This is a genomic window from Dermacoccus sp. Tok2021 (assembly GCF_019895135.1).
GTDB classification, from domain to species: Bacteria; Actinomycetota; Actinomycetes; order Actinomycetales; family Dermatophilaceae; genus Dermacoccus; species Dermacoccus abyssi.
On the sequence record NZ_JAGTHU010000011.1, the window covers coordinates 26,164 to 41,232 of the forward strand.

Below are 15,069 nucleotides of genomic sequence, written 5' to 3' on the forward strand. Positions count from 1 at the left end.
GCAGCCAAGCGCCGCAAACGTCACCAGCTAGCGGCGCTCGGCGCGCGCCATTGCCGCGTGAAGGCGCGGCACGAACCGACCGCACCGCAGGTCGTCTGCGATGACACGGACAACGAGCCACCCGAGCTCCTCGATCTGGTTGTGACGCACCCGTTCCTTCTTCAGGTCGTCCGGGCGTCGGTACTTGCCCAAACCGTCGACCTCGACGACGACCTTGTATCCCGCAACGGTGAAGTCGACCGTGGCCACCCACTCGCCCGCCCTGTCGCGGATGACGGTCTGCGGCTCAAGACGGATCCCTTCCCCGTGCGCCTGCCACGCGGTTTGCGTTTCCAAGGGCGATTCGCGACGGCCGTCGGCGAGTTCGGCGACGAGCCGGGCCTGGGCGATGCCGTGGCGCTTGCCCCAGGAAGCCAGGACACGTTCGAACCGCACGTCCTCGTGCCGGGCCGCGACATCGGCAGGCACGAGTCCGTGGAGCGCACCCTCGCGCGCTGCCAGTTCGACGATGGCCGCCTCGGGGCACTGCACGTCCACCCCGAGGTCGTCGAGTGTTCGGATGTCATGCGACCACGGGCGGTGTGCGCGCAGCCCGAGCCTGCGGGTTTGGACACGGGACGAGGCGCGCGCGATGTGAGCGTCGCGGGGAAGAACGAGGAGGGGAAGTCCGAGCGCAAGGCACGCGCTCGGTCCCACGAGGTAAGCCCCGGAGGAGGATCGGCACAGGGCGACAGCTCGGACGAGATGCTCCCGTACCCGTGACTCCGGGCTTGCCGCGTCTACGTCGAGGCTTTCGACGTAGACACCTCGGCCGATTCGCTCGAGCTTGCCCGAGCGAACGAAGGCATCGATCTGACGTGAGGTGAGACCTGCGCGCGTCAGTTGCGCCGTCGTCACGCTCCGCACGGGCGGTTGATGGGTGCTCATGGAGCCAGCATCAGGAGCCTGGGCCGGGGTGACAAGAAGCCTCGGACGGGGCCTGTGGACAGAAGCCTCGGCCGTCACTGCTGTGGACACGCTGGTTGGTGACGTTTGCTGCGCTTGGTGACGTTGCAACGCAGCCAACCGCAGCAAACGTCACCAGCTAGCCCCCGCCCCAGCGGGTCAGACTCCTGCGCCGCCGCTCAATGCGCCGTGGCGGGAGCACTCGGCCGACCACCCCGTCGGGACGACCTGCACCTTCATCCGGCGGGCGCACTGGGCGCAGAAGCGGGGCGGTTCCTCGGCGGCGAGCCAGCGCGCGCAGGCGGTGTGGTCGGCCTCGTCGGGCAGCTTGCCGCACCGGGTGCAGTACGTCGCGGTGACGTCCGCGACGCCCGTGTCGCTCTTAGCGCTCATCAGGAAGGTCTCCTCGGAGGGTGAGACGTCCGCTCCCGAACGCGAGGCGATCGGGAGCGGACGAAGAGTCGGTGCGGGGCGGCGCTCAGAGCGTGGCGTTGAGCGCCTTGATCGGCATGTTGAGGTCCGACAGGAGTGACAGGTCTTCCTTCGGGTCGCGCCCGAGCGTCGTGAGGTAGTTGCCCACGATGACGGCGTTGATGCCACCCATGAGGCCGTCGCGCGTGCCGAGGTCGCCGAGCGTGAGCTCACGGCCGCCCGCGTAGCGCAGGATGGTGCGCGGCAGCGCGAGGCGGAACGCGGCGATGGTGCGCAGGGCGTCGTTCGACTCCATCGGCTCGATGTTCTCGAACGGCGTTCCCGGGCGCGGGTTGAGGAAGTTGAGCGGCACCTCGTGCGGGTCGAGCTCAGCCAGCTGCGACGCGAGTTCGGCGCGCTGCTCAAGCGTCTCGCCCATGCCGACGAGCCCACCGCAGCACAGCTCCATGCCCGACTCGCGGATCATCTGGCACGTCTCGAAACGCTCCTCGTACGAGTGCGTCGTGACGACGTCGGGAAAGTACGACTTCGCCGCTTCGAGGTTGTGGTTGTAGCGGTGCACGCCCATGTCGCGCAGGTCGTCGACCTGCTCCTGGGTGAGCATGCCGAGCGACGCCGCGACCTGGATGTCGACCTCGGCGTGGATGGCCTTCACGGCCTCACGCATCTGCGTCATGAGCTTCTCGTCGGGCCCGCGCACGGCGGCGACGATGCAGAACTCCGACGCGCCCGTCTCGCGCGTCTGCTTCGCGGCGCGCACCAGCTGCGGGATGTTGAGCCACACCGAGCGCACCGGCGAGGTGAACTGGCCCGACTGGGAACAGAAGTGGCAGTCCTCCGGGCACCCGCCCGTCTTGAGGCTGACGATGCCCTCGACCTCGACCTCGTCACCGTTGTAGCGAAGGCGCACGTCGTGGGCCAGTTGCAGCAACTCCTCGAGTCGGTCGTCGCCGGTGCGCAGCACCTCGACGAGGTCGTCATAGCCGAGCGGCTGCCCGTTCTCGAGCACCTGCGTCCGGGCGCGCGCCAGGATATCGGTGCTGTCGTCGGTGTGCGTGCTGGGTGCCTCAGTCGTCGCGGTCATGCCGCCTAGATTAACGACGATTAACCGAGACGGGCGAGTAACTCGCAGCCCGATTGCCCGGGCTCGGCCACGCAGACCTCGGCGCCGTGCGCGCTGGGCGACGCACACACCGATCACGTGCGTGCACCGCCCAGCGTCGACGTGGCCGACTCAGCCCTGACGAGCCTTGATGCGCGGGTTCTGTTTGTTGATGACGTAGGTCTTGCCGCGGCGGCGAACAACCTGCGAGCCGGGCTGGTCCTTGAGTGAGCGCAGGGACTTGCGCACCTTCATCGTCGTCCTCCGTCGTCGATGCGTGATTCTGTGGGCGGGTCGATGAGCCCTCGTTCGACGGCCCGGGCGAGACGCCGCGGAACCCGGTAGAACGTCCCGTCCACGGCGACGGGGACGCGCGCCGCGAGCACCGCCTTCCAGTTCGCTCGTCGCGAGCGGGTGTTGGCGCGTGAGACTTTTCGTTTCGGAACGGCCATCAGTGGTACTCCTTCATGTCGCCGAGCCAGGGCTCGAGTCCGTCTTCGTCGGTGCTCCACACGGTTGCGAGCGTGTCGAGTTCGGCGGGTGTGCACAGGGCCGCTTCGAAGGCTCGACGCAATTCGTCGCGAGGGTCGCCGTGCGCGAGGAGCCCGGTGACGACGAAGTCCGTGCGCCGCGCGGCCGGACGGCGCCAGCGCCCCGCCGTGCCGATGTTGAGCTGACCCGCTGCGCCGTCCCACACGCACAGCGTCTCCGGCCGGGTCGGCACCCAGAAGCAGCCGCGCGTCCGGAACGCGCCGCCGCCGAGTTCCGGAACGTTCTCCTGGATGCGCTCGGGGTGTACGGCACGTTCGGAGCGAAGCCGCACGCGCCACACACCGTCCTCGCACGAGTCCCCGATCTGGGCGGGTGGCGTCTCGGCGACCCACTTCTCGATGGCTTCGACGTCGTGCACGCCGGGCAGAAGCGCTGTCGCGTCCCACTGCGACCAGTTCTCGACCACCTGCGCGCCCGGGCGCGCCAGCGTGCGGACGAGCGTCGAGCATTCGGGCATGAGTTCGCCGTCGACGGCGATGACATCCGCGTACTCGAGCAGGGTCGTCGCCACCTCGGCGGTGCCGCGCACGTCACCTTCGAACGTGGGCAACTCCCGTTCGACCAGCAGCTCGGGCCCGGTGAGGTGTCGGACGGCGTCACATCCGTCGACCGCGTTCACGACGGCTGCGATCCGTGCTCCGCCGAGCGTGTTCGGCTCATAGGAGGCAACCCGGCACAGCTGCGTCGCCTCAGCTCCGATCGGCAGTCTCGCGATGATGCTCGACCAGTGGCCGCTGCTCGCGAGGCCGGCAATCGTCGGCAGCACGTCCTCGCGGATCGCGCACGGCACGCAGGCGTGTTCGAGGTCGATCGTCGTGCGATCCAGCAGGCCGGTCACGTCGCTCACCGTGCGCACGAGGCTCGTCCGGTCAGCCCCGAACGAGTGCGTGACGACGACAGGCTTCGGCAGGTCGAACAGCAAACTCATGGCCGTGGTGTCGGCTGCGCTCTGTTCGACGCTGGTGATGACGACGGTGGGCGTTGCGCTGTTCCCCTGCCCGCTCACGCCGTGCGTCCTCGTCCGTAACGGCGGTTGAACTGTGCCACGCGCCCTTCGCTGTCGTGCACGCGCGCCTTGCCCGTCCAGAGCGGGTGCGAGTCGCTGGAGACCTCGACGTTGACGACCGGCACCGCGTCACCGTCGATGTCGATGGTCTCGCTCGGGCGCAGCGTCGATCGCGTGACGAACACGGCGCCGGTGGTGGAGTCCCGGAACGCCACGCGCTCGTAGGCGGGGTGGATGCCCTTCTTCACGGTTGCTACCCCTCTTTCCTCGTGTTAGAAATGAAAACCGTTCTCATTTTGTATCCGAGGAGCAGCATGTCACGCAAATGCATGGTCAGCGGCGCTGTGCCGGGCTTCGGCCATTCGATCTCGCACAGCCACGTGCGCAGCAAGAGGCGGTTCGACGTCAACGTCCAGAAGAGGCGCTACTGGGTGCCGAGCCTCGGGCGCACCGTGCGCCTCACCGTCAGCCCACGCGGCATTCGCACCATCGACAAGCGCGGTATCGACGTCGTCGTCGCCGAGTTGCGGGCGAGGGGAGTGAAGCTCTGATGGCCTCCAAGAGGAGCGACGTACGCCCGAAGGTCAGCGTCCAGTCGAGCGCCGGCACCGGCTATCGCTACATCACGCAGAAGAACCGTCGAAACACCCCCGGCCGGCTCGAACTGCGCAAGTACGACCCGATCGTGCGCCGGCACGTCGTGTTCGAGGAGATCCGCTGATGGCCAAGAAGTCGAAGATCGCAAAGGACGCCGAGCGGCGAAAGATCGTGGCCCGGTACGCCGACCGGCGAGCCGAACTCAAGGAGCGCATCCGCACGGGCAGCCCCGACGAGGTGGCCCTCGCCGTCCGTGAGCTCGCTGCGTTGCCACGTGACGCCAGCCCGACCCGGCTGCGCAACCGTGATGTCGTCGACGGGCGGCCGCGCGGCCACCTCACGCGATTCGGTCTCTCGCGCGTGCGCTTTCGCGCGATGTCCCACGACGGGCAGTTACCGGGAGTCACGAAGTCGAGCTGGTGAGACGAACGGCGGGCGCGAACCATCCCCAGAGAAGGTTCGCGCCCGCCGCAGTTCTTCGATGCGTCAGTGCTTCGGCTTGTAGCCGTCGTCACGCACCGTGTCGTTGTCATCGGCCAGGTGCTTCGGCTCGCTGTGGCTCTCGCCTTCGAAGACCTTCGCCACCGTGGACGCCGGGGTGGCGCCACCAGCGGCCGCCGAGCCCGACACAGCAGCTGCGCCGGCCACGGCCGGCGTCCCCGGGCGAGCGCCGTGCTGGGCGAGGCTCTCGCCCTCGACGTCGACGTTCGGCAGGATCTTGTCGAGCCACTTCGGCATCCACCAGGCCTTGTCGCCGAGCATGAGCATGACGGCGGGCACGAGGATCATGCGCACGAGGAAGGCGTCGAACACGATCGCTGCCGCGAGCGCGATACCGATCTCACGGATGAGCGCGTTGTCCTGTGCCGCGAAGGCGGCGAACACCGAGATCATGATGAGAGCAGCGGCCACGACGACGCGGCCCGAGTGGCGGAAACCGTCGATGACGGCGTCACGCGCTTCCGTGCCGTGCACGTAGGCCTCGCGCATGCGGGTCGTGAGGAACACCTGATAGTCCATCGCGAGCCCGAACACGATGCCGATGAGCAGCGTAGGCATGAAGCTCATGATCGGCTGCGGCTCGAAGATGCCGAACGTGCCGTCGGTGACGAGCTTCGTCGTGAAACCGAGCGTCGCGAGCACGGAGAGCAGGAAGCCCAGCGTGGCGAGCAGCGGCACGACGATCGAACGGAACACGAGCACGAGGAGCAGGAACGCGAGGCCGACGACGATGGCGAGGTACTTCGGCAGGGCGTCGGCGAGCTTCTCCGACACGTCCGCCGCGATCGCCGTCTGGCCGGTGATGCCGAGCTTCGTGCCCGTGGCCTTCTCGGTGGCGGCCTGCTGGTCGCGCAGACGCTCCAGCATCTCGTCGGTGGCCTTGTCGGCCGGGCCCGTCTTCGGCGTCACCATGACGACGGCGCCGTCGCCCTTCTTCGCCATCTGCACGATCTGTGCGTTGGCCACGTTCTCGTCCTTGGCCGCCCATTCGACGACCTTGGCGTAGGCACCCATCTGGGCCTTCTGGCCGCCGTCGATCTCACGGCCGTCGATGATGGCGATCATCGGCGCGTTCTTGCCCGCGCCCCAGCCCTCGGCGAGCAGGTCGGCGCTCTGTCGAGCCTCCGTACCCTTCTGCGCCGTCGCGTCGGACGGCAGGCCGAGGTGGAGGTGCTGCACCGGCGAGGCCAGGGCGGCGAGCAGCGCGACGACAGCGAGTGCGACCGCCCACGGGGCCTTGCGGATACCGCGCGCGAGGCGCACCGAGCCGTTGGTCGAGTCGTGGTCGAACTCGTCGGCGGCCTTGTCCTCGCGGACCCGACCGGCGAACGCCTTCGTCTTGAGCATGCCCATGAGGGCGGGCAGCAGCGTCAGCGACGTGATGACGGCGAGCGTGACGGTGCCGGCCGCGCCGAGACCCATCGCCGTCAGCATGCTGATACCGAGAACGCCGAACGCGGACAGCGCGATGATGACGGTGAGGCCGGCGAAGACGACCGCCGAACCGGCCGTGCCGAGTGCGCGGCCCATGGCGTGCTCACGGTCGGCCTGGCTCTTGATGTCGACGTGGCGCAGCTCCGCGCGGTAGCGCGACAGGATGAACAGCGCGTAGTCGATACCGACGGCGAGGCCGATCATCGAGGCCAGCGCGGTCGTCGTCTCGGGCAGGTCGAAGAACGCGGTGGCGCCGGTGATGCCCATCATGCCGAGCATGAGGCCCATGACGGCGTTGAGGATCGGCATGCCCGCGGCGACGAACGAGCCGAAGGTCAGGACGAGGACGAGCAGCGCGATGCCGATGCCGATGAGCTCGGAGGTGGTGCCCGGCTGCATCATCTCCTGCATGCCCTGGCCGCCGGCCGCGATGGTGAGCCCGTTCTTCTCGGCGGCCTTGGCCGCGTCGAGGATGCTCTGCTGCGTCTCGGGCTTGATGTCCATGTTGTTGTCGACGGCGAAGTTCCACGACACCGTGCCGATGCGGCCGTCCTTGCTCAGCGGGGAGAGCGCCTCGGCGTTCTTCTCCGCGACAGCCTTGGGCGTGCCCTGCTTCGTGGCCTGCGCGACGATCTGCTGCTTCATCGCGGGGCCGGCTTCGGCGGGGTTGGCGAGCTTCGTCTTCGGCATCTGCTGGACGCCGCTGACCTTCTTGATCAGTTCGTCGACCTGGCCCTTGTAGGGCTGTTCGGCGAGGGTGTGCCCGGCCGGTGCCTTGATGACGAGCTGGCCGTTGACCTGCTTGTCGGCGGCGGGCTGATCCGGGAACAGTTCCTTCTGCGTCTCGGCGGCCTGCAGCGAGGGGATGCCGGGAATCGTGAACTGCGACGTCATCGGCCGCGACTTCGCGGCGGCGAATCCGCCGAGCGCGAGGAGGGCGATGAGCCACCCCACGAGGAAGAACGGCCACTTGCGGTAGGCCGTCCTTCCGAGGCGGTAGAGCATGTTTGCCACTGGGGAACTCCTTTGTGAAAGGGGGGTCTGTGGGGTGTCAGCGCATCGAGCGGACGGCGGCATCCGCGTCGAGCACGTCGTGGAAGACGGTCATGAAGTCGGAGTCGGCCTTGCGGAGGGAGAACTCCTCGAGGCTGACCTTGACGATGGCGAGGAAGGTTGCAGTGATCGTGCGGGCGCGCAGGTCGCCCGCGTCCCACTTCTCGCGCTCGCAGATCAGGGTGGCCAGGGTGTCGGACAGGTGCGTGAACCGCTCGAACGCGAGGTGGGCCACCTTGCCGTCGCTCGCGATGGCCCGTTCGACAAGGGCGTGCTGATCGCTGGCCATGGAGGGATCCTCGACCTCGCTCATGACGCTGTCGAGCGCCTGGATGAGGTCGGGCATGAGGACACCGGTGGGGCCGCCGTCACGGAAGAGCGCGACCTGCGGGTTGTCCCCGACGCCGTCGGGGCCGAGGACGGCCGACGCCTTGTCGGGCGCGTAGTTGAACAGGGTGCGGCGGCTGACGCCGGCGGCCTCGGCGAGGTCGTCCATGGTGAAGCCGTCGTACCCGCGCTCGATGACGAGGATGCACGCCGCCGAGCGGATCTCCTGGAGCCGCTTGTGGGCGCGCTGGGCTCGGGGGTCGTCAGTGCTGCAATCCCACATGAAACCCACGGCCACTCCTTTGCACTGTCAAATATGCGAGTGCAATTTTGCACGAATGAGCTATGAAGTGCAACTACACCTGTGGCGCCGCCGCCTCGGGGCTCGGGCCGCTTTGGCGCGTCACCGGGAGACGACACTCCGAACAAGGGGGTATCGGCCAGGTGCGCCCGTGGTTAGGCTCAACCAAGAACCGCTGCCCCCGCAGCGCATCCGTAACCGAGGGGATATGAAGATGATCACCGCGCATGAGGTCAGGACGGCGCAGTTCCACCGCGCCGACGCCGGCAAGGTCGGCTATGACGAGGTCGGTGTCGACGACTACCTCGACCGCGTCGCCGACACGCTCGAAGCCATCGAGCGCGGCGGCCAGATGCCGTCGCACGCCGTGAGCGCCAACGACGTCGTCGAGGTGGTGTTCTCCGAGCGCGGCCCGCAGTCTGCCGGTGGATACGACCTCGACGACGTCGACGACCTGCTCGACCGGGTCGCCCAGCGCATCCGTGCCTACGAGGACGGCGTGCGTCGGGCGTCCGCGCCTGTCGACGCAGGACTCCCCAGTGACGTCGAGGCCGACGACCGTGGTGTCGTCCGCGACGAGCGTGGACACGGCGCACACGGCGGTCACGGTGTGGCTGCGGCAGGTGCCGCCGGCGCCGGTGTCGCGGGTGCTGCTGCGTACGAGCGCCGCGAGGACCGTGCGGACGTCGATCCGCGCGGCGACGTCCGCGACGATCGCTACGACGAGCGCGGTTTCGTCGACGAGCGTGACCTGCGCGACGAGCGTCGCCCGGAGGCCTACGCAGAGCCTGCGGCGCCTGAGCTTCAGGACTCGCCGCGCAGCGCCTTCGCCGACGACGGGGGCGTGCGTGACGGTGAGGCCCTCGCGGTCGCCGGCGGTGCGCCGCGGCGTGAGGAGCGCTTCGACGACGAGCGCGGCTTCGAGCCCGCCGACGAGCGTCGGGGTGGCTTCGGTGAGCCCGGCGTCCGTGTCGACGAGGTCTCGGACGCCGCAGCGTTCGACGGCCGCCGCGACGAGAACGTCGCCGATGAGCGCGCTTTCGACGGTCGTGAGCGCCGAGACGAGCGTGGCTTCGACGGTCGCGACGCGGGCCTGGTGGCAGGTGGCGGCGCTGTCGCCGCCGGAGGTGCCGCGGCTGCGCACGGTCAGCGCGACGAGCGCCGTGACGACGCCTTCGCTTCCGACACGCGTGATGACGTGCGCGACGACCGCGCCGGTCATGCAGGGGCCGGCCGTCAGGGCGGTGTCAACATGGTCGGATCCGACCCGGTCGACGAGGCGCCGATCATGGCCCCGGACGAGTCGGGCCGCAACCGTGAGCTGCGCTCGGAGGGCCGTTCCGACGTGAACACCTCCCACGACGCCGCGTACGCGCCGCCGGCCGAGCGCGACACGTTGGCGAACGACTCCGCGGTCACGCCTGAGGAGCGCTTCGACGCCGAGCGCCGCGATGACGTCGTACGTGACGAGCAGCTGGGCAACGACCCCTTCGCGGACGAGCGTCGTGACGCAGACCTGCGTGACGAGCGTGGCTTCGAGGGCGAGCGCGAGGAGCGTTCCTCGGGCTTCGGCCCCGCCGGTGTCGCAGCCGCTGCCGGCGGTGCTGCCGCCGGAGGTTACGCCGCTCACCGCCACAGCGATCAGGGCGAGCAGGTTGAGCGCAACGAGTGGGCCCCGCGTGACGAGCGCGACGCCGTGCGTATCGACGGCGAGCCCGTCGGTGACTCTGCCGGCGACCCGGTGCGTCGTGAGCACGACGCCGCCGACTACCACGACCCGGCTGCAGCCCACAGCGAGACGTTCGCCGAGCCGGTGCCGCCGCAGCAGGTGAGTGCCGAGGAGGCCCGCCCGGTCGCCGCAGCCGAGCAGGGTGACAACTGGGCCTTCGAGGACAACGGTCTTCGCCGCGACCGCGCCCCCCGCGACCCCGACGAAGGCGCGATCCTTCTCCAGGGTGAGGATGAGGGCCCCCGCGCCGACGAGCGCTTCCAGGGCAGCAACGCGTACGAAGGCGACGCAGTGGCCGGCGGTGACGCCGTCGCCGACGAGCGCCCGATCGCCACGCAGCCCGAGATCGTCTCCTACCGCGCCACCGACCGTCGAGTTCCGCTGCCCCGCAGTGAGGCTCGCCGTTCGATGAGCGATGAGGACCGCGAGGCGGAGGCTCAGTACCACCCCGAGTACAGCGCATACTCCTCGCCCGAGGACGGGGCCGGTGACTCCCCGCGTCGCAGCACGGGCGGCGCCTACGACGAGAGCGCGAGCAGGCCGGCGAGCGATCTCGATCGTGGGCCGGACGCCGGCGTTCTGCCGACCGAGCAGGCGCCGCTCGTCGATGACCGCCCGGTGGCGCCCGAGGCCCCCGTGGCACAGGACGCCCGTCGCGATGGGGAGTTCGACCCGTTCTCCGAGCCGAGCGCTGTGACCGAGCGTCCGCTGCCGACGCAGCCGAACGAAGGGGGCGAGGCGCCGCAGGCTGCCCCGCCGCAGACCGGTGGCTTCGAGCGTGACCCGTTCGCGGACGACGCTGGTCGGGACTCCTTCGAGCGCCCCGAGCAGCCGGCCCGGGCCGAAACGTTCGGTGGGCGCGGCACGGACGGCCCGCAGCGTGTGGCGCCGATGAACGAGGAGACCGCTCGCGTGCGTGAGCCGCGCGAGGGTGGCTTCGAGCAGCCCGGCGTCGGCAACCGTGACCCGTTCGCCGACGACGCCCGTCGTGACGGTTCGTTCGACGTTGCCGGTGGTGGCGACGACGTGCGCGAGCAGCAGTCGTTCGAGGCGTCGAGCCCGGTCGCCGACGACCGTCGGGCGTCCGACGTGAAACGCCCGGAGTCGATCGACCGTCCGCAGCCCATCGACCAGGCCGAGCCGCTGCCGGAGCGTGACGACACATCGCGCAAGGGCCTGCTGCGTCGCATCTTCAAGGGCTGACGTGCTGGCGTCGGACGACGTCGTCAAGGTCGAGTTCGAGCAAGGGCGCGGCGGGGCTGGTTACGACGAGATCGAGGTCGATGACTTCCTCGATTCCCTTGTGATCACCCTTCGCGGCTACGAGCAGGGCGCGCCGCGTCAGGGCGTGGTCACGTCTCGTTCGATCGACGACGTGGCGTTCACGCGGGCGCGTGGTTTCGGGCGCAGAGGGTACGACGCCGCGAGCGTCGATGCTTTCCTCGTCAAGGCCCGCGAGACGCTACGCGCGTACGAATCGCGCGGGGGCGTTTCGACGCAGGCACCTGAGGTCGTGTCCGCCCCGCGACAGGCGCCCTCGACGGCGCAACGCTCGGCCGTGAGCGAGCCGAAGAAAGGCATCTTCGGCAAGCTCTTCGGTGGCTGAACCGAACTGAACGACAAACGAGCCCCACACCAACGCGGTGTGGGGCTCGTGGCGTACGGCCATGCGGTTCGTGCGCAGGAACCGTCGAAGCTCAGCTCGTGACGGCGGGCAGGTCGATCACGCGGTCGAGCGCGTCGAACGCGATGGGGTGGTGGCTCACCATGACGACGGTGCGTCCGGTGCTCGCGGTGAGCAGGTCGCGGACGACGGCGTCGGCGGTCGGTCCGTCGAGGTGGGCGACGGGCTCGTCGAGCAGGATGACGGGACGCTCGGAGAGCAGCGCCCGCGCAATGCCGAGGCGCGCCCTCTCGCCGCCGCTGATCGAGCGCTCGGTGGCGGTGGCCACCGACTCGGCCCCCGAACGTCCGGCGCTCACGAGGTATTCGCCGAGGTGCGTGTCGAGTCCCTCGCCGAGTTCCGCGATCCACGGCCCGAGGCCGGCACGCTCGAGCGCGCGAAGCACGTCCGCGTCGTCCGCGTCAGGGCGGGCGAGCAGGAGGTTGGCGCGCAGCGAGCCGGCGAACAGGTGCGGGTCGTCGTCGACGAAGGCTATGCCGTCGCGCACGGCGTCCAGCGGGAGGTCGCGGACGTCACGCTCGCCCCAGGCGTACGTTCCGCCGGTCGGGTCGAGGTGGCGCGCGAGGACGGCGAGAAGTGTCGACTTGCCGCACCCGTTGGGGCCGGTGACGGCGATGTGCTCACCGGGTGCGACATCGAGGGTGACAGGCCCGAGGTCGGTCTTCTCGCCGGCCCACGAAGCCGTCAGGTCACGCACGCGCAGGTGCGGCACCGTCTCGTCCGGCGCAGCCTCCGAGCCCGAATCCCGCACCGCCGGCTCCTGCGTGAGCAGCGCTTCGAGACGGTCGCGGGCGGCGGACGAGCGGGCGAGCGAGCCCACGGCGTCGGGGATGAGGCCGACGACGTCGCCGAGGGCGAGTGGGGTGAGGAGCAGCAGCGCAGCGAAGGGTCCGTTGATCGTTCCGGCCTCGACCTCGCCGTCGAGAACCCACGCCATGGCGAGGGTTGCCACTCCCGTGACGGCGAGCGCGAGAGCCACTCCGGCGGCGCGGCCGCGCGACTGGGCGAACGCGGCCTTCTCGACGTTCTTCTGCGCGTACGCGAGCCACGTCATCGGCTCGTCAGTGGCGCGGATGGCGCCGAGCTCGTTCGCTCCGGACGCCACGAGGTGCGCCACCCGGTCGACCTGGCCGCGCGCCGCGAGCGACGCCGCCTGGCCGCGGCGTTCGAGCGCGAGGTCGATCCAGCCCACGAGGGCCGCCGCGACGACCGAGCCGAGCACGACGAAGCCCGCGGGCGGATGGACGACGAACGTCGTGACGACGGCAACGAGCGCGGCACCGACCGTCGTGATGAGCGGGACGACGACGCGCACCTGGATGTCGACCTCGTCGTCCAGGTCGCGCACGACGCCGGAGAGAAGGTCGGCGCGGCGCTTCGTGCCCAGGCGTGCCGGGGTGAGCGGCACGAGCTGGCGGTAGGCCGCGGTTCGACGATCCGTGAGGTCGGCCAGCGCGGCGTTGTGGGAGACGAGTCGCTCGACGTAGCGGAACACCGGGCGTCCGATACCGAACGCACGCACGGCGACGATGGCGGTGAGCAGGGTGAGGACGACGGGGCGCTCGCTGGCGCGCACGATGAGCCAGCCCGACGTAGCCGTCAGCGCAACGCCACACGCGAACGCGAGCGCACCGATGAGCCCGGCGAGCGTCACGCCGCGCACCGGCTTGAACAGCGGGCGTCGCTCCTGCGTTTCGGAGGTCATGCCGTCACCTCGTCGCGGATCGGGCGGGCCGTGAGACGCCACTGGTTGTCGGCGCGGGCCGCGAGTTCCTCGTCGTGCGTCACGACGACGACGGGCTTGCGCGCGGCGAGCGCGACGATCGACTCACGGATGTCCGCAGCACTCGCCGGGTCGAGGTGAGCGGTGGGCTCGTCGAGCAGGACGATGGCGGCGTCGGAGAGCCACGCGCGCGTCAGGACGAGGCGGGCGCGCTGGCCCGCGGAGAGGCCGAACCCTTCGTCGCCGAGGGAGGTGTTGACGCCGTCGGGCATGCCGAGGACGACGTCGTCGAAGCCGGTGGCGGCCATGGCCTCGCGGATCTCGTCGACGCTCGCGTCGTTGCCCAGCGTCAGGTTGGCGCGCACTGACATCGGCGCGATGAACGGACGCTGCGAGACGAGGTGCGTGCTCGGCACCTCGAGGCGCCCCGCCGTCGGGCGGCGCGCCCCGGCGAGCACTTCGAGCAGCGTCGACTTGCCGCATCCACTCGGGCCGGTGAGGGCGGTGAGGCCGTCGCGCACGACGGAGGTGACACCGCTGACGGCCGGGCTCTGCTGGCCGGGGTAGGTGTAGGAGACGCCGCTCAGCATGGCGCGCGCGAGGCCGCCGGCCTGTTCGGGGGCGGGCGCGTGCCACGGCCGGGCGTCGCTGCCCGCGAGGAGCGAGTCGATGGCCTCTACGCCGTCGGCCGCCGCGTGGAACTCCTGCCCGACGCGGCGGATCGGCCAGTACGCCTCGGGCGCGATGAGGATGGCCATGAGGCCGGTGAGCAGCGAGACGTCGCCGTGGGCCATGCGCAGGCCGACGGCGACGGCGACCATGGCGACGGAGATCGTCGCGAGCAGGTCGAGCGCTGCGGAGGAGAGGAAGGCGATGCGCAGCGTGCGCATCGTGGCCGAGCGGTGACGTTCGCCGACGCGGTGGATCTGCGCGACCTGGTGCTCGCCCCGTCCGTAGGCCACGAGCGTCGGAAGGCCCGCGACGACGTCGGAGAAGTGGCCGGCAAGCATCGTCGTCTCGACCCAGCGTTCCGCCGTGGCGCGCTGGGTGTAGCGGCCGATGAGCGCTGCGAAGACCGGCAGGAGCGGCAGCGTGACAATGACGATGAGGGCGCTCGGCCAGTCGACGACGAGCATCGCGGCGATGGCGAGCACCGGCACGACGCCAGCCGTCACGAGGGCCGGAAGGTAGCGCGCGACGTACGGTTCGACGGCGGCCGCGCCCTTCGTGGCCATGGTGAGCATGGCGCTGGGGCCGGGGCGTTCGTCCGCCGTCTGCGTCATCCAGCGGCGCATCGCGCCCTCGCGCAGCGCCCCGGAGATGCGTGCGCCGGCGTGGGCGGCCACCGTCTCGGTCGATGCGTTGAGTACCCCGCGCAGGGTGAAGAGGCCCAGGACCCACAGGCCGGGCGTCCAGAACGAGTGGCCCTCGACGACGGCGACGACGAGGTGCGCCACGGCGACGGCCTGGGCGATCGCGACGGCTCCGCTGAGCCCTCCGATGAGGGCGAGCAGCGCGACCGGCAGCCGGGTGGCGGGCACGGCGCGCAGCAGGGCGGGGTCGAACGGGCGCATGGGTCTCATTGTCCCGCACCCGCCGGCGTTCGCGGGCACGGGATGGGGCGAACGGTGGCCGTCGTCATGTGGCACGCCTTAATCTCAGGGAGGCACGGACGAACAACGA

At 70.1% G+C, this 15,069-nt stretch carries 16 protein-coding genes; 5 read left to right on the forward strand and 11 right to left on the reverse strand.

Features of this window, described 5'->3' with window-relative positions; genetic code table 11:
- Positions 1-27: 27 nt before the first annotated feature.
- The 7 genes from K9D12_RS07855 to K9D12_RS07885 form a co-directional block, all read right to left on the reverse strand.
- On the reverse strand, positions 28-927 hold the full coding sequence (locus tag K9D12_RS07855; RefSeq protein ID WP_129666240.1) for a type IV toxin-antitoxin system AbiEi family antitoxin domain-containing protein: 900 nt from the start codon (positions 925-927) through the stop codon (positions 28-30).
- A gap of 177 nt (positions 928-1,104) precedes the next feature.
- Complete coding sequence (locus K9D12_RS07860; protein WP_047310665.1) at positions 1,105-1,338, reverse strand: hypothetical protein; 234 nt, start codon at positions 1,336-1,338, stop codon at positions 1,105-1,107.
- A gap of 85 nt (positions 1,339-1,423) precedes the next feature.
- A complete protein-coding gene (gene bioB, locus K9D12_RS07865; RefSeq protein ID WP_118912969.1) occupies positions 1,424-2,461 on the reverse strand; it encodes a biotin synthase BioB in 1,038 nt (345 codons plus the stop codon).
- A 150-nt stretch (positions 2,462-2,611) separates the two neighbouring features.
- Positions 2,612-2,734, reverse strand: a complete 123-nt coding sequence (ykgO, locus tag K9D12_RS07870; RefSeq protein ID WP_047310663.1) for a type B 50S ribosomal protein L36 — start codon at positions 2,732-2,734, stop codon at positions 2,612-2,614.
- Complete coding sequence (rpmF, locus tag K9D12_RS07875) at positions 2,731-2,931, reverse strand: 50S ribosomal protein L32 (protein ID WP_047310662.1); 201 nt, start codon at positions 2,929-2,931, stop codon at positions 2,731-2,733. Before rpmF ends, ykgO begins: the two co-directional genes overlap by 4 nt.
- Positions 2,931-4,037, reverse strand: a complete 1,107-nt coding sequence (locus K9D12_RS15265; RefSeq protein ID WP_047310661.1) for a GTP-binding protein — start codon at positions 4,035-4,037, stop codon at positions 2,931-2,933. Before K9D12_RS15265 ends, rpmF begins: the two co-directional genes overlap by 1 nt.
- Complete coding sequence (locus K9D12_RS07885) at positions 4,034-4,285, reverse strand: type B 50S ribosomal protein L31 (RefSeq protein WP_047310660.1); 252 nt, start codon at positions 4,283-4,285, stop codon at positions 4,034-4,036. Before K9D12_RS07885 ends, K9D12_RS15265 begins: the two co-directional genes overlap by 4 nt.
- Before the next feature lie 66 nt (positions 4,286-4,351).
- Between K9D12_RS07885 and rpmB the strand changes: the two genes are divergently transcribed.
- The 3 genes from rpmB to rpsN are packed head-to-tail and all read left to right on the forward strand — an operon-like array spanning position 4,352 to position 5,057.
- On the forward strand, positions 4,352-4,588 hold the full coding sequence (rpmB, locus tag K9D12_RS07890; RefSeq protein ID WP_047310659.1) for a 50S ribosomal protein L28: 237 nt from the start codon (positions 4,352-4,354) through the stop codon (positions 4,586-4,588).
- Positions 4,588-4,758: a 50S ribosomal protein L33 gene (gene rpmG, locus K9D12_RS07895; protein ID WP_047310658.1), complete on the forward strand. Its 171-nt coding sequence runs from the start codon at positions 4,588-4,590 to the stop codon at positions 4,756-4,758. The genes rpmB and rpmG overlap by 1 nt, the downstream gene beginning before the upstream one ends.
- A complete protein-coding gene (gene rpsN / locus K9D12_RS07900; protein ID WP_047310657.1) occupies positions 4,758-5,057 on the forward strand; it encodes a 30S ribosomal protein S14 in 300 nt (99 codons plus the stop codon). Before rpmG ends, rpsN begins: the two co-directional genes overlap by 1 nt.
- Positions 5,058-5,120: 63 nt before the next feature.
- Here the strand turns inward: rpsN and K9D12_RS07905 are convergent, their stop codons facing one another.
- Positions 5,121-7,574 carry an MMPL family transporter gene (locus tag K9D12_RS07905; protein WP_225911080.1) on the reverse strand — a complete coding sequence of 818 codons (2,454 nt, stop codon included), beginning with the start codon at positions 7,572-7,574 and terminating at the stop codon, positions 5,121-5,123.
- A 46-nt stretch (positions 7,575-7,620) separates the two neighbouring features.
- A complete protein-coding gene (locus K9D12_RS07910) occupies positions 7,621-8,232 on the reverse strand; it encodes a TetR/AcrR family transcriptional regulator (protein ID WP_225911081.1) in 612 nt (203 codons plus the stop codon).
- Positions 8,233-8,464: 232 nt separating this feature from the next.
- On the opposite strand from K9D12_RS07910, the gene K9D12_RS07915 reads away from it, so the two are divergent.
- Both K9D12_RS07915 and K9D12_RS07920 read left to right on the forward strand, forming a co-directional pair.
- Positions 8,465-11,182 carry a DivIVA domain-containing protein gene (locus tag K9D12_RS07915; protein ID WP_223059888.1) on the forward strand — a complete coding sequence of 906 codons (2,718 nt, stop codon included), beginning with the start codon at positions 8,465-8,467 and terminating at the stop codon, positions 11,180-11,182.
- Position 11,183: 1 nt separating this feature from the next.
- Positions 11,184-11,585, forward strand: a complete 402-nt coding sequence (locus tag K9D12_RS07920; RefSeq protein WP_052946812.1) for a DivIVA domain-containing protein — start codon at positions 11,184-11,186, stop codon at positions 11,583-11,585.
- Positions 11,586-11,676: 91 nt separating this feature from the next.
- Here the strand turns inward: K9D12_RS07920 and cydC are convergent, their stop codons facing one another.
- Together cydC and cydD are read right to left on the reverse strand one after the other, a co-directional pair.
- Positions 11,677-13,368 carry a thiol reductant ABC exporter subunit CydC gene (cydC, locus tag K9D12_RS07925; protein WP_047310653.1) on the reverse strand — a complete coding sequence of 564 codons (1,692 nt, stop codon included), beginning with the start codon at positions 13,366-13,368 and terminating at the stop codon, positions 11,677-11,679.
- Positions 13,365-14,960 carry a thiol reductant ABC exporter subunit CydD gene (gene cydD / locus K9D12_RS07930; RefSeq protein WP_223059889.1) on the reverse strand — a complete coding sequence of 532 codons (1,596 nt, stop codon included), beginning with the start codon at positions 14,958-14,960 and terminating at the stop codon, positions 13,365-13,367. Before cydD ends, cydC begins: the two co-directional genes overlap by 4 nt.
- Positions 14,961-15,069: the final 109 nt, after the last annotated feature.

Coding starts and splice junctions, on each gene's coding strand:
- K9D12_RS07855 (WP_129666240.1), bottom strand. CDS start 927: ATGAGCACCCATCAACCGCCCGTGCGGAGCGTGACGACGGCGCAACTG.
- K9D12_RS07860 (WP_047310665.1), bottom strand. CDS start 1,338: ATGAGCGCTAAGAGCGACACGGGCGTCGCGGACGTCACCGCGACGTAC.
- bioB (WP_118912969.1), bottom strand. CDS start 2,461: ATGACCGCGACGACTGAGGCACCCAGCACGCACACCGACGACAGCACC.
- ykgO (WP_047310663.1), bottom strand. CDS start 2,734: ATGAAGGTGCGCAAGTCCCTGCGCTCACTCAAGGACCAGCCCGGCTCG.
- rpmF (WP_047310662.1), bottom strand. CDS start 2,931: ATGGCCGTTCCGAAACGAAAAGTCTCACGCGCCAACACCCGCTCGCGA.
- rpmB (WP_047310659.1), top strand. CDS start 4,352: ATGTCACGCAAATGCATGGTCAGCGGCGCTGTGCCGGGCTTCGGCCAT.
- rpmG (WP_047310658.1), top strand. CDS start 4,588: ATGGCCTCCAAGAGGAGCGACGTACGCCCGAAGGTCAGCGTCCAGTCG.
- rpsN (WP_047310657.1), top strand. CDS start 4,758: ATGGCCAAGAAGTCGAAGATCGCAAAGGACGCCGAGCGGCGAAAGATC.
- K9D12_RS07905 (WP_225911080.1), bottom strand. CDS start 7,574: ATGCTCTACCGCCTCGGAAGGACGGCCTACCGCAAGTGGCCGTTCTTC.
- K9D12_RS07910 (WP_225911081.1), bottom strand. CDS start 8,232: ATGTGGGATTGCAGCACTGACGACCCCCGAGCCCAGCGCGCCCACAAG.
- K9D12_RS07915 (WP_223059888.1), top strand. CDS start 8,465: ATGATCACCGCGCATGAGGTCAGGACGGCGCAGTTCCACCGCGCCGAC.
- cydC (WP_047310653.1), bottom strand. CDS start 13,368: ATGACCTCCGAAACGCAGGAGCGACGCCCGCTGTTCAAGCCGGTGCGC.
- cydD (WP_223059889.1), bottom strand. CDS start 14,960: ATGCGCCCGTTCGACCCCGCCCTGCTGCGCGCCGTGCCCGCCACCCGG.